At 63.3% G+C, this 21,581-nt stretch carries 22 protein-coding genes; 8 read left to right on the forward strand and 14 right to left on the reverse strand.

Annotated elements, in window-relative coordinates; all coding sequences use genetic code 11:
* Positions 1 to 45: 45 nt before the first annotated feature.
* Together B9Z01_RS25580 and B9Z01_RS25585 are read left to right on the forward strand one after the other, a co-directional pair.
* The gene (locus B9Z01_RS25580; RefSeq protein WP_085488231.1) at positions 46 to 789 is read left to right on the forward strand and encodes a TetR/AcrR family transcriptional regulator; all 744 of its coding nucleotides are present in this window, start codon (positions 46 to 48) and stop codon (positions 787 to 789) included.
* Positions 790 to 910: 121 nt separating this feature from the next.
* A complete protein-coding gene (locus tag B9Z01_RS25585; RefSeq protein WP_085488233.1) occupies positions 911 to 1,357 on the forward strand; it encodes a cupin domain-containing protein in 447 nt (148 codons plus the stop codon).
* A gap of 285 nt (positions 1,358 to 1,642) precedes the next feature.
* Here the strand turns inward: B9Z01_RS25585 and B9Z01_RS25590 are convergent, their stop codons facing one another.
* Together B9Z01_RS25590 and B9Z01_RS25595 are read right to left on the reverse strand one after the other, a co-directional pair.
* The gene (locus tag B9Z01_RS25590) at positions 1,643 to 2,617 is read right to left on the reverse strand and encodes an alpha/beta hydrolase family protein (RefSeq protein WP_085488235.1); all 975 of its coding nucleotides are present in this window, start codon (positions 2,615 to 2,617) and stop codon (positions 1,643 to 1,645) included.
* A gap of 224 nt (positions 2,618 to 2,841) precedes the next feature.
* Positions 2,842 to 3,111: a winged helix-turn-helix transcriptional regulator gene (locus B9Z01_RS25595; RefSeq protein ID WP_244196158.1), complete on the reverse strand. Its 270-nt coding sequence runs from the start codon at positions 3,109 to 3,111 to the stop codon at positions 2,842 to 2,844.
* A 157-nt stretch (positions 3,112 to 3,268) separates the two neighbouring features.
* Here B9Z01_RS25595 and B9Z01_RS25600 point away from each other — a divergent pair, with 157 nt between their 5' ends.
* On the forward strand, positions 3,269 to 4,084 hold the full coding sequence (locus B9Z01_RS25600) for an SDR family NAD(P)-dependent oxidoreductase (RefSeq protein WP_085488237.1): 816 nt from the start codon (positions 3,269 to 3,271) through the stop codon (positions 4,082 to 4,084).
* A gap of 216 nt (positions 4,085 to 4,300) precedes the next feature.
* Here B9Z01_RS25600 and B9Z01_RS36400 read toward each other — a convergent pair whose 3' ends face one another.
* The 4 genes from B9Z01_RS36400 to B9Z01_RS25620 form a co-directional block, all read right to left on the reverse strand.
* Entirely contained in the window at positions 4,301 to 4,711 is a 411-nt protein-coding gene (locus B9Z01_RS36400; protein WP_085488239.1) for a BON domain-containing protein, read from the reverse strand.
* A 334-nt stretch (positions 4,712 to 5,045) separates the two neighbouring features.
* Positions 5,046 to 6,260 carry a DUF2252 domain-containing protein gene (locus B9Z01_RS25610; protein WP_085488241.1) on the reverse strand — a complete coding sequence of 405 codons (1,215 nt, stop codon included), beginning with the start codon at positions 6,258 to 6,260 and terminating at the stop codon, positions 5,046 to 5,048.
* A gap of 338 nt (positions 6,261 to 6,598) precedes the next feature.
* Entirely contained in the window at positions 6,599 to 7,507 is a 909-nt protein-coding gene (gene dapA, locus B9Z01_RS25615; RefSeq protein WP_085488416.1) for a 4-hydroxy-tetrahydrodipicolinate synthase, read from the reverse strand.
* Positions 7,508 to 7,633: 126 nt separating this feature from the next.
* On the reverse strand, positions 7,634 to 7,930 hold the full coding sequence (locus B9Z01_RS25620; RefSeq protein WP_085488243.1) for a hypothetical protein: 297 nt from the start codon (positions 7,928 to 7,930) through the stop codon (positions 7,634 to 7,636).
* A gap of 37 nt (positions 7,931 to 7,967) precedes the next feature.
* On the opposite strand from B9Z01_RS25620, the gene B9Z01_RS25625 reads away from it, so the two are divergent.
* The gene (locus B9Z01_RS25625) at positions 7,968 to 9,257 is read left to right on the forward strand and encodes an aspartate carbamoyltransferase (RefSeq protein ID WP_085488245.1); all 1,290 of its coding nucleotides are present in this window, start codon (positions 7,968 to 7,970) and stop codon (positions 9,255 to 9,257) included.
* Between the two features lie 98 nt (positions 9,258 to 9,355).
* On the opposite strand, the gene B9Z01_RS25630 is transcribed toward B9Z01_RS25625, so the two are convergent.
* Positions 9,356 to 10,213 carry an alpha/beta hydrolase gene (locus B9Z01_RS25630; protein ID WP_085488247.1) on the reverse strand — a complete coding sequence of 286 codons (858 nt, stop codon included), beginning with the start codon at positions 10,211 to 10,213 and terminating at the stop codon, positions 9,356 to 9,358.
* Between the two features lie 135 nt (positions 10,214 to 10,348).
* On the reverse strand, positions 10,349 to 11,152 hold the full coding sequence (locus tag B9Z01_RS25635; RefSeq protein ID WP_085488249.1) for an NAD(P)H-dependent oxidoreductase: 804 nt from the start codon (positions 11,150 to 11,152) through the stop codon (positions 10,349 to 10,351).
* A 70-nt stretch (positions 11,153 to 11,222) separates the two neighbouring features.
* Here B9Z01_RS25635 and B9Z01_RS25640 point away from each other — a divergent pair, with 70 nt between their 5' ends.
* A complete protein-coding gene (locus B9Z01_RS25640) occupies positions 11,223 to 12,131 on the forward strand; it encodes a LysR family transcriptional regulator (protein WP_085488251.1) in 909 nt (302 codons plus the stop codon).
* A 94-nt stretch (positions 12,132 to 12,225) separates the two neighbouring features.
* Here the strand turns inward: B9Z01_RS25640 and B9Z01_RS25645 are convergent, their stop codons facing one another.
* On the reverse strand, positions 12,226 to 13,455 hold the full coding sequence (locus tag B9Z01_RS25645; protein WP_085488253.1) for an acyltransferase family protein: 1,230 nt from the start codon (positions 13,453 to 13,455) through the stop codon (positions 12,226 to 12,228).
* A gap of 144 nt (positions 13,456 to 13,599) precedes the next feature.
* Positions 13,600 to 14,472 carry an aldo/keto reductase family oxidoreductase gene (locus tag B9Z01_RS25650; RefSeq protein WP_085488255.1) on the reverse strand — a complete coding sequence of 291 codons (873 nt, stop codon included), beginning with the start codon at positions 14,470 to 14,472 and terminating at the stop codon, positions 13,600 to 13,602.
* Between the two features lie 135 nt (positions 14,473 to 14,607).
* Between B9Z01_RS25650 and B9Z01_RS25655 the strand changes: the two genes are divergently transcribed.
* Positions 14,608 to 15,546, forward strand: a complete 939-nt coding sequence (locus B9Z01_RS25655; RefSeq protein ID WP_085488257.1) for a LysR family transcriptional regulator — start codon at positions 14,608 to 14,610, stop codon at positions 15,544 to 15,546.
* A gap of 4 nt (positions 15,547 to 15,550) precedes the next feature.
* Here B9Z01_RS25655 and B9Z01_RS25660 read toward each other — a convergent pair whose 3' ends face one another.
* The gene (locus B9Z01_RS25660; protein WP_085488259.1) at positions 15,551 to 15,916 is read right to left on the reverse strand and encodes a response regulator; all 366 of its coding nucleotides are present in this window, start codon (positions 15,914 to 15,916) and stop codon (positions 15,551 to 15,553) included.
* 222 nt (positions 15,917 to 16,138) lie between these two features.
* Between B9Z01_RS25660 and B9Z01_RS25665 the strand changes: the two genes are divergently transcribed.
* Both B9Z01_RS25665 and B9Z01_RS25670 read left to right on the forward strand, forming a co-directional pair.
* Positions 16,139 to 17,347 (forward strand): sensor histidine kinase, encoded by a 1,209-nt coding sequence (locus B9Z01_RS25665; protein ID WP_085488418.1) that lies wholly within the window; start codon positions 16,139 to 16,141, stop codon positions 17,345 to 17,347.
* 94 nt (positions 17,348 to 17,441) lie between these two features.
* On the forward strand, positions 17,442 to 17,933 hold the full coding sequence (locus B9Z01_RS25670) for a GNAT family N-acetyltransferase (RefSeq protein ID WP_085488261.1): 492 nt from the start codon (positions 17,442 to 17,444) through the stop codon (positions 17,931 to 17,933).
* Between the two features lie 66 nt (positions 17,934 to 17,999).
* Here the strand turns inward: B9Z01_RS25670 and pcaF are convergent, their stop codons facing one another.
* The 3 genes from pcaF to otnI form a co-directional block, all read right to left on the reverse strand.
* Entirely contained in the window at positions 18,000 to 19,202 is a 1,203-nt protein-coding gene (gene pcaF / locus B9Z01_RS25675) for a 3-oxoadipyl-CoA thiolase (protein WP_085488420.1), read from the reverse strand.
* A 384-nt stretch (positions 19,203 to 19,586) separates the two neighbouring features.
* The gene (gene denD / locus B9Z01_RS25680) at positions 19,587 to 20,567 is read right to left on the reverse strand and encodes a D-erythronate dehydrogenase (RefSeq protein WP_085488263.1); all 981 of its coding nucleotides are present in this window, start codon (positions 20,565 to 20,567) and stop codon (positions 19,587 to 19,589) included.
* A gap of 82 nt (positions 20,568 to 20,649) precedes the next feature.
* Positions 20,650 to 21,438, reverse strand: a complete 789-nt coding sequence (gene otnI, locus B9Z01_RS25685; RefSeq protein ID WP_085488265.1) for a 2-oxo-tetronate isomerase — start codon at positions 21,436 to 21,438, stop codon at positions 20,650 to 20,652.
* Between the last annotated feature and the right edge of the window lie 143 nt (positions 21,439 to 21,581).

Here is a 21,581-nt window from a genome sequence, read left to right on the forward strand (position 1 = left end):
ATTTCCGCGTCAAGGGGGGTTTCCCTTCGCTGCAAGGAGTGGTCAATGTCCACGGAAGAAGTTGCGCTGCAGGCGAGCGAATCGCCACTGGAAGGACTGGTGATCAGGGAAGGCGAGCGCTTCGACGAGTTGCTCGATCTCAAGAGCCGGGATCGCAAGCTGCCCAAACGCGAGCGCACGCGCTGCGCGGTCATGGCGTGCCTTGCGCGGCAACTGCTGGCCGATCCGGGCAGACGACCGTTGATCGAGACGATCCTCAACGACACGGGATTGTCCCGCGGTACCTTCTATAACTATTTCGACGATATCGACGTTGCCGTCGAAGCGGTTCTCGTCGCGTTTTTCAGGGCCTTGTGGTCGCCTCCCGCAACTCGCCGCAACAAGGAATCACCGACGAAAGAAACAGACGCGGTCTTTGCCGCCAACCTGTGGTATTGCCAGGCCTATGAAACCAATGCGGGCCTGTTTGCGGCTTTCTCGCATGTGTCGGCGTACACACCTTCATTAGTACGGATGCGGGAAGAAATGAATGCGGTGTGGGTGGACCGGGTGATAGAGGCGGTCAGCCGCGATCACGGCGTGAAGTTCAACGCTACCTTGCGCCGCGATTTTCGCGGGGCACTGCGGCTGCTCATCGCGATGTCCATCGAGGCGCTACGTGAGCGGCATGTGCATCACGATCAGTTGCTTACGTCCTCCTTCCGCGACGCGCAAGAACTCGCTGCTGGACTCACTAAGGTCTGGAATGACGTAATCAATGCATACGTTGCACGATCGACGATCGAATGAGGGTTTGAAGCCGAAAAGTGTCTTGACGAACATAGCCATGCGGATTTTGTCGCCCGTTCGATGGAACTGACCTACGCTGTTCAAGTTTGGAAGGAGAATTTCGAATGCGGAGGGGACTGACATGGGAATTGACAAGACCGAATCAGGCGAGCCGATCCAGACTGGTCAATTAAGCATCCGGTATCTGCTTGACGGGACTGCGACTGGCGGCATGGGCGTGTTCGAATTGACCGTGCTCCCGGGAGCACACGTGCCACCACCCCATAGCCACACGCTCAACGAGGAGTATGTCTATGTGCTGGAAGGTGTGCTTCGGTACTCCGTGGACGGCACCGCCCGCGATCTGGCGCCGAGGGAATGGATGCATTCCCCGCGTGGCTCCGTCCATCATTTCAGCAACCCGCACGATGTCCCCGCGCTCGCGCTGATCGTCCTGACACCGGATATCGGGATGCAGTATTTTCGCGATGTTGCCGCGATTTTCAATACCGGTGATGTGCCGGATCGCGCAAGACTCATGGATGTCATGTCGAGGTACGGACTGGTGCCGGCGGCACCGCCTCAATGAACTCGAGTAAGGAATGAGGCTCCCTTGAACGTGGGCTGCAAGGCAACGCCATCGATCTTCAGCCAGATCGATGCAAAGCGCGCGACCGAGGACAAGCAGTTCTTCCCGAGATTCATGGCGGCGTTTCCCGAACTACACGAGCATCATCCGCATCCGAAGGGGTTTTACCGCATCAGTGTGGGTCACATCGTAGGTCCACTTGAAGCCAGCCGACGATCACGGGATGAATGACCACTGCGCAAACTCATGACTCTCCGTGCCAGCGCGCGAAAGACGAGACGCCTCCTATCGCAACCTTGCCTGGAAAAACCGCACGACATCGGCGTTGAAATATTCATGGAACGCTGCGCGGTCGAAGCCCGGCAGGCTGGTACAGATTTCCGGCATCTTTCGGGACAGGCGGGCATCGCAAGGTGGCAGGAAGTCGTAGTGGCCTGCGTTGGCGACCACGTGATATTCGGGCGGCCGGGGCAGGTCGGTACGTACCGCTTCGTCATAGTAGGGATGTGGTTGATGACGATCCTCGGCTGCTCGCCAGATCTGGATCGGGGCGCGCACACTGCTTAGCCCTGCGCGGCCGAAGGTGAAGCCGAACGCGGGCGCGGCGACGACTATGGCCTTGATGCGCGGATCGTGAACCCAGACGCTGGCGGGAACATCCGCGTCGAAATGCGGATCGACGCCGGCATGCTTCAGGACCTCGCATAGGTCGTGCTCCGGATGGGCCGCGCAATACGGGGCGATCTTCGAAAGGTCGGGGATTCCGCCTGCGGCCACGAGCACGGTGAAGCCACCGTTGGAAAAGCCGAACGCGCCGACGCGGGCCGCATCGAGCCGCCCGTGCCAGGGCCACTCGTCGAGCATGTAGTCCACCAGCCGGTGAAGCTGAGCGGGGCGGCGCCACAGCTGCAAGACATGGCTCTGGTCGTCGAACGTGTCGCCGGCGTGACTGACTGCCGCCGCCACGAAGCCCGCGTGAGCCAAAGCGAGAGCCGTGTCGTAGTGGCTGTCGTACCCTCCTCCGCCGCCATGCGAGATCACCACCAGCGGCAGGTGAGAGCCAGCGATCGGAGCGCCCGGCGCCACAGTCTGAGTGAACGCGCCCAAGGCATGCGGTGTCGCCGGCGCGTTGGTGGGATACCAGATCCCGGCCGTTAGCGGTGGCTCCGTGCCATTCGCTATCTTGACCTCCTCGAAACCGACATCGGCGGCGAAGGCTCGCGCGATGACCAGGAAAAAAAGCGTGGCGATCACGGCCATGAATCTCACGGTGGCCTCCTTTGTTGCCGTCCGGATCGAACGGTATCAAGTGAGCATTTCGAAACGGATGGTATTAGTGCCTGGATTTCTCGATGGATGTAAACGTTACTTCGTCGGCCTAAGCGTCCAGTGGCAGTGAGTTCCCCGAAGACTGGCCAAGCGGCGAAAAGCAGGCAAGCCGCGCCGTGCGCCGTTATGGCATCCGTTCCATTTCCTGCAGGCCGTCAAGCTGGGTGACTGGTCGAAAACCTACGCGCCGCGATCAGGACGGGCAGCAGTTGCCTTCCCATCTCTGACAATTGATATTCGACCCGCAGGGGCTTCTCACGGAAATCGATTCTCTCGACCAGGCCATCGACCGCTAGTTCGCGGAGATGCTGGGTTAGCATTTTTTGCGAAATGCCTGGCAAGTCCCGCTTCAACTGCAAGGTGCGCATAGACGGGTCGGCGTAAAGCCTGAAGAGGATTGGCAGCTTCCAGCGGCCGTGGATCATCCGTATCACTCTGGTCACGTGCGCAACCGAACCGTCGGGCCCTAGACAGACCTCCCGTTCCTCCTGCGAGGTAGGCACATAAAGGTGCGTACTTGTTCCATCCATCATCTCCCCCTACGCTGAGAAAATTCCTGCAACTTGAAATGAGGCACATGCAATGGACTTGCGATTGTATGGCAAGAAAGCGCTGGTCACCGGAAGCAGCAAAGGGATTGGCGAAGCCATTGCCAGGAAACTCGCGCTAGAGAAGGCGACCGTCATCGTTCATGGTCGCGATAAAGCGCAGGCAGAGAAAGTAGCCAATGACATCACCGCGCAGGGCGGCCACGCCTATGTCGTAGTTGGAGATTTGACACGCGATGACGACGTGCATCGATTGATCGAGAATGCGGAAAAGCTCGCAGGCAGTATCGATATCCTGGTCAACAACGCCGGAGGTTCGGGTGGCTCAAAGGAGAACTGGGAAAACACACAGGCCGCCTCGTGGGCATCCGCCTATGATCGCAACGTCCTGGCTGCGCTTCGCGTCACTACACGATTGTTGCCTAACATGCGGCAAGCGAAATGGGGACGAGTAATCAATATTTCGAGCCTCGCCGCGACGATGGCGCAGCCGACTGCACCGGACTATTCGGCGAGCAAAGCAGCTATAAACGCCATGACTGCGTCGATGGCGAAGGCAGTGGCGACAGACGGGGTCACCGTCAATGCCGTCTCTCCCGGCACGATACACAGTTCTGCTCTCGATAGCCGTTTCCGTGAAGTCGCTGTGGAACGCGGCGTGGCGGATAAGGACGCACCCTGGGAGGTTATCGAGCGTGCCGTCCTGCCGATGTTCGCTCAGGTTCCCGTGGGCCGGGTTGGTCGGCTGGATGAAATTGCGGATGCCGTCGCTTTCCTCGCCAGCCCACTTGCGGGATACATAACCGGCATGAATCTGCGAATCGACGGCGGTCTATCGCCCTGTCTATAAGCTTCTGGCACTTCGCCACCAAGAAGCGCGGCAGCGCTGGCGTACCTCGGAAGCGGTCGTTGCTCTGTCCAGCCTCCTTCGCAAAGCTTGCGCCCCACGCTTCCCCTCAGACCACGACGAATCAGGCAAACACCGTCCACCGCGGGGCGCAATCCAGACATGCGCAAGTATCAATAGAGCATCGCCTACCTCGACGCCCATCAATCAACATCGCTCCTATCCGGCCAACGGTGCGAGACGTTGCTCAATAGCCGCTTCGTCCTTCTTTCGCTCCGTCAATCTGTTCGACACTCCCATGACTCCGCGCACCGAGCGTGCTGCGTTGCCGGCGCGCGAGATTTGCCAGCTCTCCGGCACCGTCCCTGTGAGCGTAACGACGCCGCGGTGCGCCCTGATGCGAATTCCCGAATCATCCATCTCCGGTACACGCCGCAAGGCGCGGCGAACGTCGCGAATAATCGCATCATCCGATCGGGCTCCTGGCCTCGACGTCGAGACCGCCACCATGTGCGCGGCTGCCCCGGCCGGCGCGCTCACCACGGCTTGAGCATTCGCATAGGTCGCGCAACTCGCGATGAGCGCAACCCATGCCGCGCCGATTATTCTCTTCGTACCGTTTGTATTCATGCTGCTCCTCTGGTTTTTCAGCTTGGCAGTGCAAAGACGGAAGAGCCTGGCGTGGCTCCACCGTTCATCACGCGGTCGACGGATTTTGTTGCACTTTTGTGAACTTGCCCCACGCGGCAAATCGAGTCGCTCAAGCGCGCAGTGTCCCTCCGAGGGGTTCACCAAAGTGTCCCCCGTATCTTACGCATCTTCGTCAACGTGGCAATGCGCGTTTTCGTCCAGCCTCAATTTCAAGCCGAATGCGAATGCCAACGAGCCTGGTCGTCCCGCAACTTCCCGCCAGAAGCGCGCGTCCACGTCCGCCCTTCGTCCGGCTCATCATTCAACGCGCTGCTCACCCCTTCCCTGACGGATTAAACACGCCTCGATCATAAGCGTCGCAATACGTCTTCCAGTCGGCGGCCACCTGGGTCTCGCACTGCGTCGCGAGGTCGATCAGCGGCAACTGCCAGTCGCGCCGATTGCCGAACGCGATCAGGTCATCGGTGATCGCCGACTTTTGCCGGCCACTGCTGCGCAGATGCGCCCACGCGCTCAACTGGGCCATGCTATTGATGACTTCCTCGAGTCGCGGCAGCTTGCCGTCCCAGTCGGCGAGCGCAACGCGGTCTTCCGACGGCTGCAGACTGCGCAGCACATACGGGCGCTTGTTGAAGTCGACCGCGCGCAAAAAAGCCTGCGACACCGCCTGATTACGCTGCTGCACGTCGACGACGCGTTGCGCCTCGCTGCGCCACTTCGGCTGCGTGACATTCACGTGCGGGCTGACCGACGACGGCAGCGCCTCTTTCAGATCGATCAGATAGTTGCCGTCCGGCGAGCCCTTGCCTTCGACCAGAATCACGTAACGATCGACACCCAGGCTGCCGGTGCCGGCGATGCGCCGCGCGACATCGAGCGTGCGATAAAACTCGGGATTGGGCTCGCTCGCCGCGAGCTTCTGCATGAACTGCGTGACGGCCTCGCGCTGTTCGTCGCTTACCGGCAGCGCTTTCTTGCCGTCCACCTTGAGCACGCGGGTCTTGCCTTTGAGCACCGTGCGCCGGTCCAGGTGCGCGGCGCGCGTGCGGCTCGCCAGCGCATCGAACAGATCGCGCACCATGCCGGTCGCGAGTTCCGCTTCGATCCAGCGCGACTTGCCGAAGGCGAGCGCCGCGCCGTATGCATCGAGCGCGGTATGGCAAAGCGCGAGCGCCTGCGCGCGGCTCAGCTTCAGATCGGCCGCGCCGACCAGCACGCTCGTGAGCAAGCGCACGAGTTCGTAGGGGCTCGGTGCGAGGCAGGCTTCGTCGAAATCGTTGTTGTCGAAATAGACGAGGCGGTTGTCGCCCTTGTAGCTGCCGAAGTTCTCCAGATGCATGTCGCCGCAGATCCATACTGTCGGCGCATCGTCGAGCACCTTCGCGCGCGGCAACCGTTCATAGAACAGATGGCAGGTGCCGCGTAGAAACACGAACGGCGAGCCGCGCATGGCTTTGTATTTCATCGCGAGCCGTTCGGGGTCGCGGCCGGCGTTGAAACTGGCGATGGTCTTCGCGATGTCGGACATAGGGGCTCCGTTGAATGAGTGGCGGGTGGGGGTGGCGGGGGCAATGAATCCGCGCGCGCACGCAGGTTGAGCGGCCGCACGTGAATCATGCCATCGCGCGGGCTGTCGATGTCGGCTATTAGCGTCAGCGTCACGGCGACCTTGCCAGGCATCCGGATGGCGCAATCTGTTGCGGATGCGCGCCCCCACTTGATCGGGCAACGCACCTGTCATCGCGCCAGCTGCGCCACCCTGCGCTCAATCGGTCTCCCGCGTACCAAACTTTCGCCGATACGCCCCCGGACTCGTCAACGCAATGAGCCGGAAATGCCGAAGGACGAACCGCCGTATCAGATACGTCACGCAGGCGACGCGTGAAAATCCAGTCCGGCCAACGCGGTGAGCTGCTTCGACAACGCGTCGCTCGCGCGCGTCATCGGCATGCGTAGCTCGTTGCGGACCCAACCCTCTGCCGCGAGCAGGGCTTTTACCGGAGCGGGGTTCGGTTCGGCGAACGCGAGCTGGATCTGCGGTACGAGCGCCTGAAAAATCCGCCGGCCTTCGGCGAGACGACCGTCGGTAAGCGCACGGTGCAGCGCGACGAAACGCTCGGGCCGCCAATGCGCGGACGCCGCGATCGCCCCGCTGCCGCCAAGACATAGCGTGCTGAAAATCGCGAGGTCCTCCCCCGCCAGCACCTGCAGGCGGCCGTCGAGAATCAGCGCGAGCGTGGTCTCGAGCGAGCCCGCGCAATCCTTGATCGCCTGAATCCGCGGATGCGCCGCGAGCGTGAGCAGCGTGTCGAGTTCGAGCCGCACGCCGGTGCGCTGCGGAATGTCGTACAGCACGACGGGATGCGCGCTCGCGTCGGCCAGCGCGCCGAAATGACCGACGATGCCGGTTTGCGCAGGCCGGGTGTAATACGGCGCGGCAATCAGCACACCGGCGATCGGCAGCGGATTCAGCTGCTCGATCCGCGCCCGCATGCTCGCCGTGTGATTGCCCGACACACCGGCCAGCACCGGCAGCGCGCGCCGCTGCGGTGTTGCGCTTGCAGCGGCGTGGGCCGCGTCGAGAATCGTCGCGAGCACGGCGTCCTGCTCCGCGGCGTCGAGCGTGGCCGGCTCGCCGGTGGTGCCGAGCGCGACGAGACCGGCCACGCCCGCCTCGGCATAGCGGCGCACGAGCGCGCGCAACGCGGCGTGATCGACCGCGCCGTCGGCGAACGGCGTAATCAGCGGAATCCAGATACCCGAGAAATCAGACATGTTTTCTACCTCGATGACGACCGTATCGAATCCGGTCAGCGGTGCGAGGGAGAAAACAGAAGGCCGCATGGGGGCGGTCGACCGGCCGTTCCGTCGCACATCTGACGACGGAACAGCGTGCTCCGGTCAGATGAGCGGCTGTTTTTTGGCTTTGGCGCCAACGTTGAGCGAGCAGCGGTTCGCGCGGGCGATGCTGTCGCCACGCGAAGCGTCCACGCGTACTGACGCCACGCTCGGGAAAGCGGCGCGGGCGGAAGTCGGCGGACGGAGCCGGAACGTTGGGCCGGAGTGCATGAACCGCAGTGTAACCGCGTCAGCCGCGCGGCGGGCAATGGAGCGCAATTTCGGCGCGCCGTTCAGGCGGCTCGCGCGAAAATCGCTTGACTTCTGCCACGCGGAAACTAATATACGCACCGCGTACATTTTTCGTCCTCCACCTCCTTTTCAAACAGGTGCCCTCATGAGCGTTCCGCAACAAGCCTTCCTACGCGATGCAATGCGTCGCCTGAACATGACGCGCGATACGTTCGCGAGCCGCATCGGCGTGTCGCGCCGGGCGCTCGATACGTGGCTGCTGCCGGACGACTCGCAGGAATCGCGGGCCATGCCGGAAATCGTCGAGCGCTTCGTGTCGGAGATTGTCAATGCGGAGCCGGGCGAAAAATATACGCAAAGCGTAGATTCACAATCGCTCGCGAGCCAGATGCTGTTCGAGGGCAAGCCGCAGCTGCTCTCGGTCGATCAGTTCTCGCGCGACTCGGTGGAGGCCCTCTTTCGCGTCGCCGACATCATGCAGCCCATCGCGCGACGCCGCAAAATCTCGCGCGTGCTCGAAGGCGCGGTGCTCGGCAACCTGTTCTTCGAAGCGAGCACGCGCACGCGCGTGAGCTTCGGCGCGGCGTTCTGCCGGCTCGGCGGCTCGGTGTGCGATACGACCGGCTTCACGTTTTCGTCGATGGCGAAAGGCGAATCGATCTACGACACGAGCCGCGTGATGAGCGGCTACGTGGACGCGCTCGTGATCCGCCACCCGGAGCAAGGCTCGGTGGCCGAATTCGCGCGCGCGACCAATGTGCCGGTGATCAACGGCGGCGACGGCCCCGGCGAACATCCGAGCCAGGCGCTGCTCGACCTCTACACGATCCAGCGCGAGTTCTCGCGGCTGGGCAAGATCGTCGACGGCGCGCACATCGCGCTCGTCGGCGACCTCAAGTACGGGCGCACCGTGCACTCGCTCGTGAAGCTGCTCGCGCTGTACCGGGGCATCAAGTTCACGCTGATCTCGCCGCCCATGCTCGAAATGCCCGGCTATATCCTCGAGCAGATCTCGCGCAACGGTCACGTGATCGAGCAGACGCACGATCTGCGCACCGGCCTCGCCGGCGCCGACGTCGTGTACGCCACGCGCATCCAGAAGGAGCGCTTCACCGACGAATCGTTCGAGGGCTACACGCCCGACTTCCAGATCAATCAGGCGCTCGTCGACAGCGTGTGCGGCGCCGACACGCTGATCATGCACCCGCTGCCGCGCGACAGCCGGCCCGGCGCGAACGATCTGAGCGTCGACCTCAATCACGATTCGCGGCTCGCGATTTTCCGGCAAACCGATAACGGCATTCCGGTGCGGATGGCGATTTTCGCGGTGTTGCTCGGCGTCGAAAAACAGGTCCAGCATTCGATGCGCGACGCCGCGTGGCGCCCGCCCGCATATCTCGGCCCGGACGACGCGGTGTTTCACGGCATCGACTGATGCGATCTTTTTTCGGGCTTCTTTCGCGCTTCTTTCGCGCTTCTTTCGGGCTTTTTTTTCGAGCGACGCGCGGAACCACGGAACCACGGGACAGCGGATCAGCCCGCGGCGGCGGCCTCGGCGCGCATCTCGCGCGCCGCATGCCTGAACGTGCCGGCAAAGAACAGCACCTGATACTTCACCGCGTTCGACCAGTATTGCCACGTGTGACCGCCGGGCCGCTCAGCGTAGTCGTGCGGCACGCCGAGTTCGACGAGCCGCTCGTGCAGCAGCCGGTTCGATTGAACCAGCGAGTCGCTCACGCCGCAATCGATCGTCAGCGCAATATGCTCGCGGCCAAAATCCTGCGCGCTCGCGATGATCGCCTCGTTGTTCCAGAAGTCGGCATCGCGCGACGGATCGCCGAAGATCTGCTCGATGCCCGGCTCGTTCTCGCTGCCGCGCGGATCCACCGCGCCGCTGATGCTCCCCGCCGCGCCGAATTCATCGGGCCTGTCGAGCGCGATACGCAACGCGCCGAATCCGCCCATGCTCAGGCCCGTGATCGCGCGCGCCCGCTTCGTCGCGATCGTGCGGAAATGTTTGTCGATATAGGCCACCACTTCGGTGCCGACATAGGTCTCGTAACGGCTGCGCGGATCGACGGGACTGTCGATATACCAGCTTTCGTGGCCGCCGTCGGGCATCACGAGGATCATGTGATAGCGGTCGGCGAGCTTGCCGATATGTGAATTCGCGGTCCAGTCGGTGTAGTCGCCACCCGAGCCGTGCAACACGTAGACGACCGGGAAGCGCGCGCCCGAATCGCCCTGCCCGTACTGATCGGGCAGCACGACTGTGGCATCGAACGAGCGGTGCATCGCCGCGCTCGGAATCGTGACGACGCGCGTCTGAAACGCCCACGCCGGAGACGCGATGAGCATCAGAATGAGCCAGAACACACGGGCTGGATTCATGGTGGGTCGCTCTCCCGCTTCGCTTTCATTCGTCAGGCATGCGAATAAAACGCTTGCACATGCATCGGCAAATGTCCGCAGACGACTCTAGCAATAGCGACTTACAACCATATTTCAGCGAAACATACGATCCCGTCAGGGTCGAGTCGCCAGTTCGGCGGCCTCTTCGAGATGCGCCGCGAAGCCGGTCTGGTCCGGCGCGAGATCGTCCCGCAATGTGAGCGCGGGAATCGCGTAGGCGCCGCTGTTCTGCGGCCGGAACGCAATCGGCGCCGTGTTCCACAGATCGTCGAGCCGCCGCCCCAGCGTCGCGCTCAGCTCGGCGTACTTTGCCTCGTCGACCCGGCTCGTGCGATAGACGACGAACGGCGGCAGCACGTCGAAGCCCGGGTAATACAGAATGCCGTGCTGGATCGGGAACAGCAGGTCATCGATCGGACCGTTGATGCCGCGTGCGCTGTAATGCGACTCCCACCCGCCCGTCGTCACCACGAGCATCGCGCGTTTGCCCGCGAACCTGCCCTCGCCGTAACGCTCGCCCCAGCGCGCATCGGAATGCTCGCCGACGCCGTATGCGAGCCCGTACGCATACACGCGCTCCACCCAGCCCTTCAGGATGGCCGGCATCGAGAACCACCACAGCGGAAACTGCAGGATCACCGCGTCCGCCCACCTCAGCTTCTCCTGCTCACGGACGATGTCGTCGCTTTGCAGGTCGTTCTCGAACGCGTGCTTCGATTCGAGCGACGGATAGAAACGCTCGCCGCCGTGCCGCTCGAGGCTGTCGTTCGCATCGAGCGAGGCTTTCCAGTTCATCGCGTAGAGATCGGACACCTGCACGCGATGTCCGGCGCGTTCGAGATGCCGGACCATGAAGTCCTTGAGCGATCCGTTCAACGACCGGGGTTCGGGGTGCGCATAGACGACAAGAATGTTCATGACGATACCTGCGTGGCTGAAAGTCACCACGATAGATATCGCCAAGGTATATTGGAAATGAATTCCCAATATGTCAGGTATTGCCGTGGTTAATCTCAGAAGGCTCGACCTCAACCTGCTCGTCACGCTCGACGTGCTGCTCTCCGAGCACAACGTGACCCGCGCCGCCGAGCGGCTGAACTTCTCGCAGCCGTCGGTCAGCGTGCATCTGGCGAAACTGCGCGACGTGTTCGGCGATCCGCTGCTGCTGCCCGGGCCGCGCGGCATGCGGCCCACCGCGAAGGCCGAGGCGCTGCGCGAGCCGTTGCGCGACGCGCTCGAAGCGCTGGAGCGCGCAGTGGCGCCCGCGAGCCCGTTCGATCCGGCCGCGGCAACCCAAACGTGGCGCCTCGCCGCGACCGACTACGCGGAGTCCACGATCATCCTGCCGATGTTGGCTCGCCTGCGCGCGGCGGCGCCGGGCACGCGCCTCGCGGTCGTCGAAGCGGTGCCGCCGCGTCTTGCGCGGCAGGCCGAACAGGGCGAGATCGACCTAGGCTTTCATACGAGTGAAGGCGCACCCGAGGGTTTGCGCCACCGCGTGCTGTTCGCCGAGCGCTATGTGCTCGTGGGCCGCGCCGGTCATCCGAAGCTCAAACGCCGGCCCACGCCCGCGCAGTTCTGCAAGCTCGAACACGTGATCGTGTCGCCGGACGGCGGCGGCTTTTTCGGCGTGACCGACGAAGCACTCGCGAAAGTGGGACTCACGCGCAAGGTCGTGCTTTCCGTGCCGCATTTTCTGTTCATGCAGTCGGTGCTCGCGAACAGTGATCTCGTCGGTATGCTGCCCGCGCGCCTCGCGCGCGGCTCGGACGCGCTGCGCATGGTCGAGCCGCCCGTCGAAGTGCCGGGCTACGAAATGGCGATGCTGTGGCATGAGCGCTTGCATCGCGATCCCGCGCATCGATGGTTGCGGGAGTTCGTTGCGGCGTCGGTGTAGGTATCGGCTAAAGCGTCGGCCCGAGGTTTTGTCGATTTTGCGCCGACGCTGCCTCGCCAAACCATCGCACAACGAATCTATCGAACCAATCGAATCAATCGGGCCCCGCCAGAGACGCGCCATCGCTCAACACATGGCTTTCAGGCAACGGCAGATTCGGGCCGCTTCCGCCTCCACTTCCAATCCCGCTCCGGCTCGCCGCACGCCGCGCGCTTTGCTTCACGAAGTGCGTCCTCACGCGTCTGCGCATCGGCTCCTCATAAAGCTTGAAGCACACGAGACTCACGACCACACAGAACACGATCACGATCCAGCCGTTCGACTGTCCGAAGCCGAGCGTCAGCGCGAGCAACGCGATCGGCAGATGCGTGAGGTACAGCGAATAGCTCGCGTGACCGAGACGCACGAGCGGCCGCCAGCTCAGAATGCCGAGCACGGGGCGCTCCATCAGCGCAAGGCCGAGTATCAGCGCGGCGAACCAGGGTGCGTCGAGAAAGAACGATGGCGCGAGCGGCCGCCACACGCTGAGCGTCACGAGCGCGATCGAGGCGACGCCGGCCAGCACCGTGCCGGCGGCATGCCATGACCGGCCGTTCGCTCTCAAGCGCAGATAGCCGACGCCCGCCGCGATACCCATCACGAACTCGGCAAGCCGCGTGATCGGCATCGAATAAGTCATCGCGCCGCTGCGCGAAACCGGCACATACCGGTGCAGGAACGCGATCCATACACCGGTGACAAGCCACGTTGCCGCGCACGCCAGCAGGAGCCGCCAGGTCTTCAGCGCAACGAGACGGCGCAGCAGAAACGGAAACAGCGTGTAGAAGAACGCTTCGCAGGAGACGCTATCCGACGGGCCGTTCCACGGCTGATTGAGCGACGAAAACGGCACCCAGCCGTTGAGCAGCAACAACTGGCAAAAGAGGCTAACGGCCAACGCGAGGTACACCGGCTCTTTCAACGCGTACCACTTCAGCATCAACGCCGCGTCGCCGGTGTACAGAAGATAGCCGACCACGGGAACGCACAGCAGCAGACCGAGCAGGATCATCGGATAGATCCGCGCGACACGTGCCTCGTAAAACGAACGTGCCCCGCCGTGAATCAGCTTGTCGCGATACGTGAACGTGAGAATGAAGCCGGACAGCACGAAGAACAGCGACACCGCCGAGCGGCCGCCATCGACGAAATCGAAGATCGCCGAGGGCAACGGCAGCAGGCCGTTTTCCGCATAGTGCGAAATGACGACCGCAAAAGCAGCAATGAACCGGATGCTGGTCAACGCAGGAAACGCACCACCCGATTCGTTCGGATCCGCCGCCATCGACGCCGCCTCCTGATTGAGCGACCAATTTACCATTCGCAATGGGCGCGGCAATATGCGGCCAGGTCATTTGTACCGCAATGGCGGGAATACTCAGACAATTGGCGCGAACTAGCGATACCACTCGCGCCTCGCGTCATGCGATCAACTCGCGCCGCCGATCGCATCCAGTTGATCGAGCACCTCACTGCTCAGATTCAATTGCGCCGCCTGCAGGTTTTCGCGCAGATGCCCGACCGACGACGTACCCGGAATCAGCAGAATGTTAGGCGCCCGATGCAATAGCCACGCAAGCGCGAGTTGCAGCGGCGTTGCACCGAGCGTTTGCGCCAGGTCCGACAGCGCCGACGATTGAATCGGCGTGAAGCCCCCCAGCGGAAAGAACGGCACGTACGCAATGCCTTGAGCCGCGAGATTGCCGATCAACGCATCGTCGCTGCGGTGCACGAGGTTGTAGTGATTCTGTATGCAGACCACCTTCGTGATGCGTTGCGCCTCGGCGATCTGCGTCGCGGTCACGTTGCTCAAACCGACATGACGCACGAGCCCGCGCTGCTGCAACTCGGCAAGCGCCGTGACCTGCTTTTCGATCGAGCCTTCGCTCGGCGCATGCACGTCGCCCATGATGCGCATGTTGACCACCTCGAGCGCATCGATGCCGAGATTGCGCAGATTGTCGTGCACCGCGCGCTCGATCTCGGCCGGCTCCTGCGCCGGCAGCCACGAGGCGTCGCTGCCGCGAACCGCCCCCACCTTCGTGACGATCACGAGATCGTCCGGGTACGGATGAAGCGCCTCGCGGATCAACTGGTTGGTCACGTGCGGCCCGTAGAAATCGCTCGTATCGATGTGATTGACGCCCGAGGCCACCGCCTCGCGCAGCACCGCGAGCGCCGCGGTGTGATCTTTCGGCGGCCCGAAGACGCCGGGACCGGCAAGCTGCATCGCGCCGTAACCCATGCGCCGCACCGTGCGGCCCGCAAATTCGAAAGTCGGGTTGGAGTTGAAGCTCGGCATGACGATCTCCTTGAGAAGCAGAATTGAGAAGCAAGATTGAAAACCAGGAAGTATTGAGCGGCAGTATCGCCGGATTGCGTTGTTGAATAAACCGGTCTAACGTGTACGGGTTGTTTAAGAATATGAACAATCGCCATGGAACTGAACGATCTCGCCGCCTTCGTTTCGGTCGCCCGCGCGGGCGGCTTTCGCGACGCGGCACGCGTGAGCGGCGTGTCCGCGTCGAGCCTGAGCGTCGCGGTGCGCCGGCTCGAAACGAAACTCGGCCTGCGGCTGCTCAACCGCACCACGCGCAGCGTGGCGCCGACCGAGGCGGGACGGCGCCTTATCGAAACGCTCACGCCTCTGTTCGGCGAAATGGAAGCGGCGCTCGACGTGCTCAACGGCTTCAGGGACAAGCCGACCGGCACACTCAAACTCAACGTGCCGTCGAGCGCCGCGCGCATCGTGCTGCCCGACGTGCTCGCGCGCTTCCTGAAGACGTATCCGGACATCCGCGTCGAAGTGGTGGTGGAAGATGGCTTCGTCGACGTGCTATCGGTCGGTTGCGATGCGGGCATCCGCTACGACGAGCGCCTCGAGCAGGACATGATCGCGGTGCCGATCGGCGCGCGCGTGCAGCGCTTCGCGACAGCCGCATCGCCCGCGTATCTCGACGCGCACGGGCGCCCCGTGCATCCGCGTGAGCTGCTTTCCCACGCCTGCCTGCGCGGGCAGTTCGCAAGCGGCGCCACGCCGACCTGGTACTTCGAACGCGACGGCGAACTGCTGCAACTGCACCCGACCGGGCCGCTGCTCGTGCGGCCGGGCGCTGCGATCGACCTCGCGGTCAGCTGCGCCGTCGCGGGCGTCGGCATCATTCATCTGTTCGAAGACATGCTGCGCGCGCATCTCGACAGCGGCGCACTCGAACCGATTCTCGAGCCGTGGTGGCAGCGCTTTTCGGGGCCGTTTCTCTACTACCCGGGGCATCGTCATGTGCCCGCGCCGTTGCGCGCGTTCGTCGATTTTCTGAAGGCCGATTCCGAAGGCATCCTGAATAATGGTGCCACTACTGATGCCGCGCATGGCTAACGCCTCAACGATCGGGTTCGCACAACTGAGCGACCGTTGTCAGAAAAAGCTCCGCGCCGCTCGGCTTGCGCAGGCACAGACTCCAGTTCTTCGCATCATCGCTGTCGGGCGGCGGCACCGCCGTGTGAACCAGAATCGGCACATTGACGAACTGGGGCATTGTCTTGAGGCGATGGCACAACTCGGCGCCATCCATGACCGGCATCATCCAGTCCGTGACAATCAGGTCGGGAACATGAGCGCTCACGCACGCGAGCGCCTCGGCGCCGTTGCTCGCGCAACTCACCTCGTAGCCTTCGCATTCAAGAATCAGGCACCACGCGGCCAGAATTTCCGGCTCGTCGTCCACCAGCAGGATTGAGCGCATCATCGTTGTGGACTCAATGCGTCGATAGTCCGACGGCACTACGCAAGAGCTATTCCACGGACGGCAATTGCGGCGATAATGGGCCGCATCTTCGGCTACCTCCCGGCTACGGCCGCGCGCTTGCTCGCGCGCAACGTGAAAAAAGCCCGCGGAGCCGGGGAAACCAATGCGATCGGGCGGATTCGTGCGTTCGTACGTTGTAGAAACTTCATTGCCGTATTCATCATGACCGACACACGTATAAGCCCGCTACGCGATTTTGCCGACTTCGTCAGAGCGGAACAGGGCCGTCTCACGAAGCAATGGATGCAGGCTGTGTCCACCGACGCCGATCTCGTCGAAGCCGACAAGCTCACTTACCAGCAACTCGCCGATCATCTGCCGGAAATTCTCGACGGGCTGTGCGCGGCGCTCGACGTGGAAGACCTCGAGCAGGTCGAAACGTCGATCGAGCGCCATGCGAGGAAGCACGGCAAGATTCGCTGGCGCCAGGGTTACCGCATCGAAGAACTCGTGCGCGAACTCGACCTTTTCCGGCAGGTGCTCGCCGATGCGCTCGAGGAATTCGCCACGCGCGAGAGCACGTTCACGCGGCGTCACGAAAGCCGCGCGCGGCGGCTCATCGCCGAAGCGTTCAGCATGGTCGCGTACACATCGATCAAGGAAGTGGTCAACGAGCGCGACCGCAGAATCGACGAGTACACGGGGCAGCTCGAGCACGCGAATCGTGAGTTAATGCTCAAGCAGCGGCTGGTCGGCGATCTCCACGAATCGCGCATGCAGATCACGCGCGGCGTCGTGCATGATCTGCGCAATTTCCTCAACGCATTTTCGATTGCACTGCAACTCATCGCGCAGGCACCGTCGAAGGCCGACACCGCATTGGCGCTCGCGAACCGTCAGGCCGCCGACATGAAGCAACTGGTCGAGCAGATGGTCGAGTACTCGGTCGTGCTCGGCGACGCTGCGCCGCTTGCGCTCGAAGAAGTCGATCTGCGCGAGCTCCACGATGAACTCGTGGTGTCGTCGCGGCCGCTGATCGAGGCCAAGGGTCTCACGCTGCTCACCTCGATCGATCCGGCGCTGCCGGTCGTCACGTCCAATCGTCTGAAGCTCAAGCAGATCGCGGTCAATCTGCTGTCCAATGCGATCAAGTACACGAAATCGGGGCAAGTCGAATTGCAGTTCTCGGCTCAAGGCACCGAGCACTGGACGATTCGTGTGTCCGATACCGGCGTGGGCATCGCGCCCGCGGACGCGGAGCGCGTGTTCGACGAATTCGAGCGCGCGGCCGGCGACGACATTCCGGGTACGGGGCTCGGGCTCGCTATCGTCAGCGAGCTCTGTCGCGCGCTGGACGGTCACATCGGATTTACGTCGCGCGAGGGAGTGGGAACGACGTTTGAGATTCGCTTTCCCGTGCGGCCCGAGTGATATCCGCGGTTGCGGTGAAACGCGTACGTTCCGCTAAACTGCCCGGATCGCAACATTGACCGCGCATTGACCGCGCATTGACCGCGAACCGCGCATGATCCATATCCAGGCCGCCCGCTTTCCAGAACAGCTCGAAACCGTGCGGACCATCTTCCGCGAATATGCCGGGAGTCTCGGCATCGACCTCGGCTTCCAGCAATTCGACTCCGAACTCGCCGGCTTGCCTGGCAAATTCGCGGCGCCGCAGGGCCGCGTGCTGCTCGCGAGCAACGACGCCGGTGAAATTGTCGGCTGCGTCGCGATGCGTCCGCTCGACGAAACGACCTGCGAAATGAAACGCCTCTATGTGCGGCCAGCGGGACGTGGCCTGCACGCGGGCAGGCAACTGGCCGCGTGCATTTGCGAGTTCGCGAGAGAGGCAGGCTATCGGCGCATGCGCCTCGACACGCTGCCGACCATGCAGGCGGCGCTGGGACTCTATGCATCGCTCGGTTTCGAACCGATCGAGGCTTACGTGTTCAATCCGGTTCCCGGCGCGATCTTTCTCGAATGCGATCTGACGCGGCAGCGCGAGCAATCGGCCTAGCCTTGGGGTGCTTGCGGGGCAGCGGCCGACACGAACACCGCGCGCCCCGCTGCCCGCATTAGCTCGTTACACGCGCTCGATAGCGATGGCGATGCCCTGGCCGACGCCGATACACATCGTGCACAGCGCGAAGCGGCCTTGCGTGCGTTGCAGTTGATACATCGCGGTCGTGACCAGACGCGCGCCGCTCATGCCGAGCGGGTGGCCGAGCGCAATCGCGCCGCCGTTCGGGTTCACGCGAGGATCGTCCTCGGCGACGCCGAGTGCGCGCAGCACCGCGATGCCTTGCGACGCGAACGCCTCGTTCAGTTCGATCACGTCGAACTGATCGATCGTCATACCCAGACGGGCGAGCAGCTTCTGCGTGGCGGGTGCCGGACCAATGCCCATCACGCGCGGCTCGACGCCGGCGGTGGCCATGCCGAGCACGCGGGCACGCGGCGTGAGGCCGAAGCGCTTCGCGGTTTCTTCGTTGGCGAGCAGCAGCGCGGCCGCGCCGTCGTTCACGCCCGAGGCGTTACCGGCCGTGACCGTGCCGTCCGGGCGCACGACGCCCTTCAGCTTCGCGAGCGTTTCGAGGCTCGTTTCGCGCGGATGCTCGTCCTGCGTGACCGTGATCGGGTCGCCCTTCTTCTGCGCGATCGTCACGCCGACGATTTCCTGCGCGAGCGTGCCGTCGCGTTGCGCGCGAGCCGCCTTCTGCTGGCTGCGCAGCGCGAACGCGTCCTGGTCGGCGCGGCTGATGTTGTAGTCGGTCGCGACGTTTTCGCCGGTTTCCGGCATCGAGTCGACGCCGTACAGCTTCTTCATCAGCGGGTTGACGAAGCGCCAGCCGATCGTCGTGTCGTAGACCTCGTTCTGACGCGAGAACGCGCTGGTCGCCTTGGGCATCACGAACGGCGCGCGGCTCATGCTTTCGACGCCGCCCGCCAGCATCAGCGCGGCCTCGCCCGACTTGATCGCGCGCGCGGCGATGCCGACTGCGTCCATGCCCGAGCCGCACAGACGGTTGACCGTCGAGCCCGGCACGTCCTTCGGCAGACCCGCGAGCAGCAGCGACATGCGCGCGACGTTGCGGTTGTCGTCACCGGCCTGGTTCGCGCAGCCGTAGATCACGTCGTCGATCGCGGTCCAGTCGACGTTCTTGTTGCGCTCCATCAGCGCCTTGAGCGGCACCGCGCCCAGGTCGTCGGCGCGCACCGACGACAGCGAACCCGCATAGCGGCCAATGGGGGTGCGAATCGCGTCGCACAGGAATGCTTCGGTCATGTGATGTCTCCAGTTGAAATGCTGCGTGCGCTGCGCCGCGCGCCGGCCTTGCGCGGATGACACAGGTTCGATGCGCTCACGCATCGGCCCGGCGGCCATCACGGCAAGTGGCAAAAAGCTTCGGAAAGCGGCGGCGCGGCGGCCGTCACATCGAAGCAGCTTAGCGCAGGATCGTGAACGATGGGCTTGGGATCGACAACGGTTGCGTTCTTCCTTGCCCGGCCTCATGTTCTATATACGAACACAAGGTCATATATCGAACAAACAGACACGATAATAGGCGCGTGCGTAAAACCATGTCAAGCGCGGCCGAGTCCGTGCCAGCGAATACCAGCGAAATACCAGGGAATACGCGCAGGCATGGCGGATGGCCGGCGGCGCCTGTCAGCGAATCGCGATCCCCTCATCGGCGATATAGCTGCGGATCACGTCCGCGAAACTGCGCTCGCCGGCAAGACCGAGCCGTTCGGCGCGCGACGTATCCCACGCGCCCGGCCAGCTACCGACGATCTTGCCGATGCGCTCATCGGGCTGCCGCACGATACGGCTTGCCACCGCCTCGCCCGCGACCTCGCGCAGCGCCGCGATCATCTCGTCGACGCTCACCGATATCCCCGGCAGATTCAGCACGCGCTGTTTGCCGAGCACGGCGGCGTCGAGTTCGAGTCCGGCGATCAGGCTTTCGATTGCCTTGCGCGGCGACAGCAGCCAGAGCCGCGTCGAACCCGCGACCGGGCACACGGCCTCCTCGCCGTTCAGCGGCTCGCGGATGATGCCGCTCGCAAACGACGACGCCGCCGCATTCGGCCGCCCCGGCCGCACGCTGATGGTCGGCAGCCGCAACACGCGGCCATCGACGAAGCCGCGCCGCGAATAATCGTTGAGCAGCAACTCGGCGATCGCCTTCTGCGCGCCATACGACGATTGCGGATTGAGCGCGCTATCGTCCTGCACGACCTCGGGAAGATCGCCGCCATAGACCGCGACCGAACTCGTGAACACGACGCGCGGCCGATGCTCGCGCTGCCGGCAGACTTCGAGCAGCAAACGCGACGCATCGAGATTGATGCGCATGCCGAGGTCGAAATCCGCTTCGGCCTGGCCGCTCACGATCGCGGCCAGATGAAAGATCGCCGTGGTCCTGTCGTCGATCGCGCGTTCGAGCACGCTGCGCTCCGCAATATCGCCCACTTCCGTGCGCACGCGTTTGTCGCCGAAATCATTGGCGCGCGCGACGTCGAGCAGCACCAGTTCGCCGATCGCTTGCGGCACGCCGTGCGCATCTTTGAGCGAACCGCGCGCGAGCAGTTCGCTCGCGAGACGCTGGCCGAGAAAGCCGGCGCCGCCGGTAATCAGTACTTTCATGGTTGCGTGTCCTGATGGTGATGGTGTTCGACGATAAGCGACGAGAGCGACAAAAGTGATAAGGAACGATAGAGCGCGGCGCTCAGCGCGCGGCGTCCAGATAAGGCCGCAGCCAGCCGAGCCCCGCCGACGTCGCCGCGCGCGGCCGGTATTCGCAGCCGATGTAGCCGTCGTAGCCGAGCGAATCGATGAGATCGAACAGATACGGGTAGTTCAGCTCGCCGATATCGGGCTCGTGACGTTCCGGCACGCCCGCGATCTGGATATGGCCGATGCCCGCCATATCGCGTTTGAGTTTCGTCGCCAGATCGCCCTCGACGATCTGGCAGTGGTAGCAGTCGAACTGCACCTTGAGATTCGGCGCGCCGACTTCCGCGCAGATCGCCTGCGCATCGTCCTGGCGATTGAGGAAATAGCCCGGCATGTCGCGCGTATTGATCGGCTCGATGACGATCGTGATCTGCCCGGCTTGCGCGGTCTGCGCGGCATACGCGAGATTCTTCAGATAGATGTCGCGAAGTTTTTCGCGCGGCTGACCCTTCGGAGCGATGCCGGCCATCACATGCAGTTTGCGGTTGCCGAGTTCGCGCGCGTAGCCGAGCGCGGTGTCGATGCTGCGCCGGAATTCGTCCTCGCGGCCCGGCAATGCGGCGAGGCCGCGCTCGCCGCCGGCCCAGTCGCCGGGCGGCGCATTGAAAAGCGCCTGCGTGAGACCGCTTGCATCGAGCCGGGATTTCAGTTCGCCGGCGCGAAAGTCGTATGGAAACAGAAACTCGACCGCTTTGAAACCGTCGCGCGCGGCGGCGGCGAAACGCTCGAGGAAAGTGTGCTCGTTGTACATCATCGTGAGATTGGCAGCGAAGCGAGGCATGGCGCGGCTCCTTGAAAACGGTCTGATGCGGCGCGCTGCGCGCCGCCCGGCTCAGGGCTTACGCGCGTCACGCATGAGCGGCAATGAAGCGATTGACTCCAGGGACCGGCGCAGCACACACGCCTGTGTGGTCCCCCGATGCG

Source organism: Paraburkholderia susongensis (genome assembly GCF_900177725.1).
GTDB classification, from domain to species: Bacteria; Pseudomonadota; Gammaproteobacteria; order Burkholderiales; family Burkholderiaceae; genus Paraburkholderia; species Paraburkholderia susongensis.

What these genes read in the sequence shown, in the direction of transcription:
- B9Z01_RS25580 (WP_085488231.1), top strand. Translation starts at nt 46, where the DNA reads ATGTCCACGGAAGAAGTTGCGCTGCAGGCGAGCGAATCGCCACTGGAA.
- B9Z01_RS25585 (WP_085488233.1), top strand. Translation starts at nt 911, where the DNA reads ATGGGAATTGACAAGACCGAATCAGGCGAGCCGATCCAGACTGGTCAA.
- B9Z01_RS25590 (WP_085488235.1), bottom strand. Translation starts at nt 2,617, where the DNA reads ATGGCCGTGATCGCCACGCTTTTTTTCCTGGTCATCGCGCGAGCCTTC.
- B9Z01_RS25595 (WP_244196158.1), bottom strand. Translation starts at nt 3,111, where the DNA reads ATGATCCACGGCCGCTGGAAGCTGCCAATCCTCTTCAGGCTTTACGCC.
- B9Z01_RS25600 (WP_085488237.1), top strand. Translation starts at nt 3,269, where the DNA reads ATGGACTTGCGATTGTATGGCAAGAAAGCGCTGGTCACCGGAAGCAGC.
- B9Z01_RS36400 (WP_085488239.1), bottom strand. Translation starts at nt 4,711, where the DNA reads ATGAATACAAACGGTACGAAGAGAATAATCGGCGCGGCATGGGTTGCG.
- B9Z01_RS25610 (WP_085488241.1), bottom strand. Translation starts at nt 6,260, where the DNA reads ATGTCCGACATCGCGAAGACCATCGCCAGTTTCAACGCCGGCCGCGAC.
- dapA (WP_085488416.1), bottom strand. Translation starts at nt 7,507, where the DNA reads ATGTCTGATTTCTCGGGTATCTGGATTCCGCTGATTACGCCGTTCGCC.
- B9Z01_RS25620 (WP_085488243.1), bottom strand. Translation starts at nt 7,930, where the DNA reads ATGTACGCGGTGCGTATATTAGTTTCCGCGTGGCAGAAGTCAAGCGAT.
- B9Z01_RS25625 (WP_085488245.1), top strand. Translation starts at nt 7,968, where the DNA reads ATGAGCGTTCCGCAACAAGCCTTCCTACGCGATGCAATGCGTCGCCTG.
- B9Z01_RS25630 (WP_085488247.1), bottom strand. Translation starts at nt 10,213, where the DNA reads ATGAATCCAGCCCGTGTGTTCTGGCTCATTCTGATGCTCATCGCGTCT.
- B9Z01_RS25635 (WP_085488249.1), bottom strand. Translation starts at nt 11,152, where the DNA reads ATGAACATTCTTGTCGTCTATGCGCACCCCGAACCCCGGTCGTTGAAC.
- B9Z01_RS25640 (WP_085488251.1), top strand. Translation starts at nt 11,223, where the DNA reads ATGTCAGGTATTGCCGTGGTTAATCTCAGAAGGCTCGACCTCAACCTG.
- B9Z01_RS25645 (WP_085488253.1), bottom strand. Translation starts at nt 13,455, where the DNA reads ATGGCGGCGGATCCGAACGAATCGGGTGGTGCGTTTCCTGCGTTGACC.
- B9Z01_RS25650 (WP_085488255.1), bottom strand. Translation starts at nt 14,472, where the DNA reads ATGCCGAGCTTCAACTCCAACCCGACTTTCGAATTTGCGGGCCGCACG.
- B9Z01_RS25655 (WP_085488257.1), top strand. Translation starts at nt 14,608, where the DNA reads ATGGAACTGAACGATCTCGCCGCCTTCGTTTCGGTCGCCCGCGCGGGC.
- B9Z01_RS25660 (WP_085488259.1), bottom strand. Translation starts at nt 15,916, where the DNA reads ATGATGCGCTCAATCCTGCTGGTGGACGACGAGCCGGAAATTCTGGCC.
- B9Z01_RS25665 (WP_085488418.1), top strand. Translation starts at nt 16,139, where the DNA reads ATGACCGACACACGTATAAGCCCGCTACGCGATTTTGCCGACTTCGTC.
- B9Z01_RS25670 (WP_085488261.1), top strand. Translation starts at nt 17,442, where the DNA reads ATGATCCATATCCAGGCCGCCCGCTTTCCAGAACAGCTCGAAACCGTG.
- pcaF (WP_085488420.1), bottom strand. Translation starts at nt 19,202, where the DNA reads ATGACCGAAGCATTCCTGTGCGACGCGATTCGCACCCCCATTGGCCGC.
- denD (WP_085488263.1), bottom strand. Translation starts at nt 20,567, where the DNA reads ATGAAAGTACTGATTACCGGCGGCGCCGGCTTTCTCGGCCAGCGTCTC.
- otnI (WP_085488265.1), bottom strand. Translation starts at nt 21,438, where the DNA reads ATGCCTCGCTTCGCTGCCAATCTCACGATGATGTACAACGAGCACACT.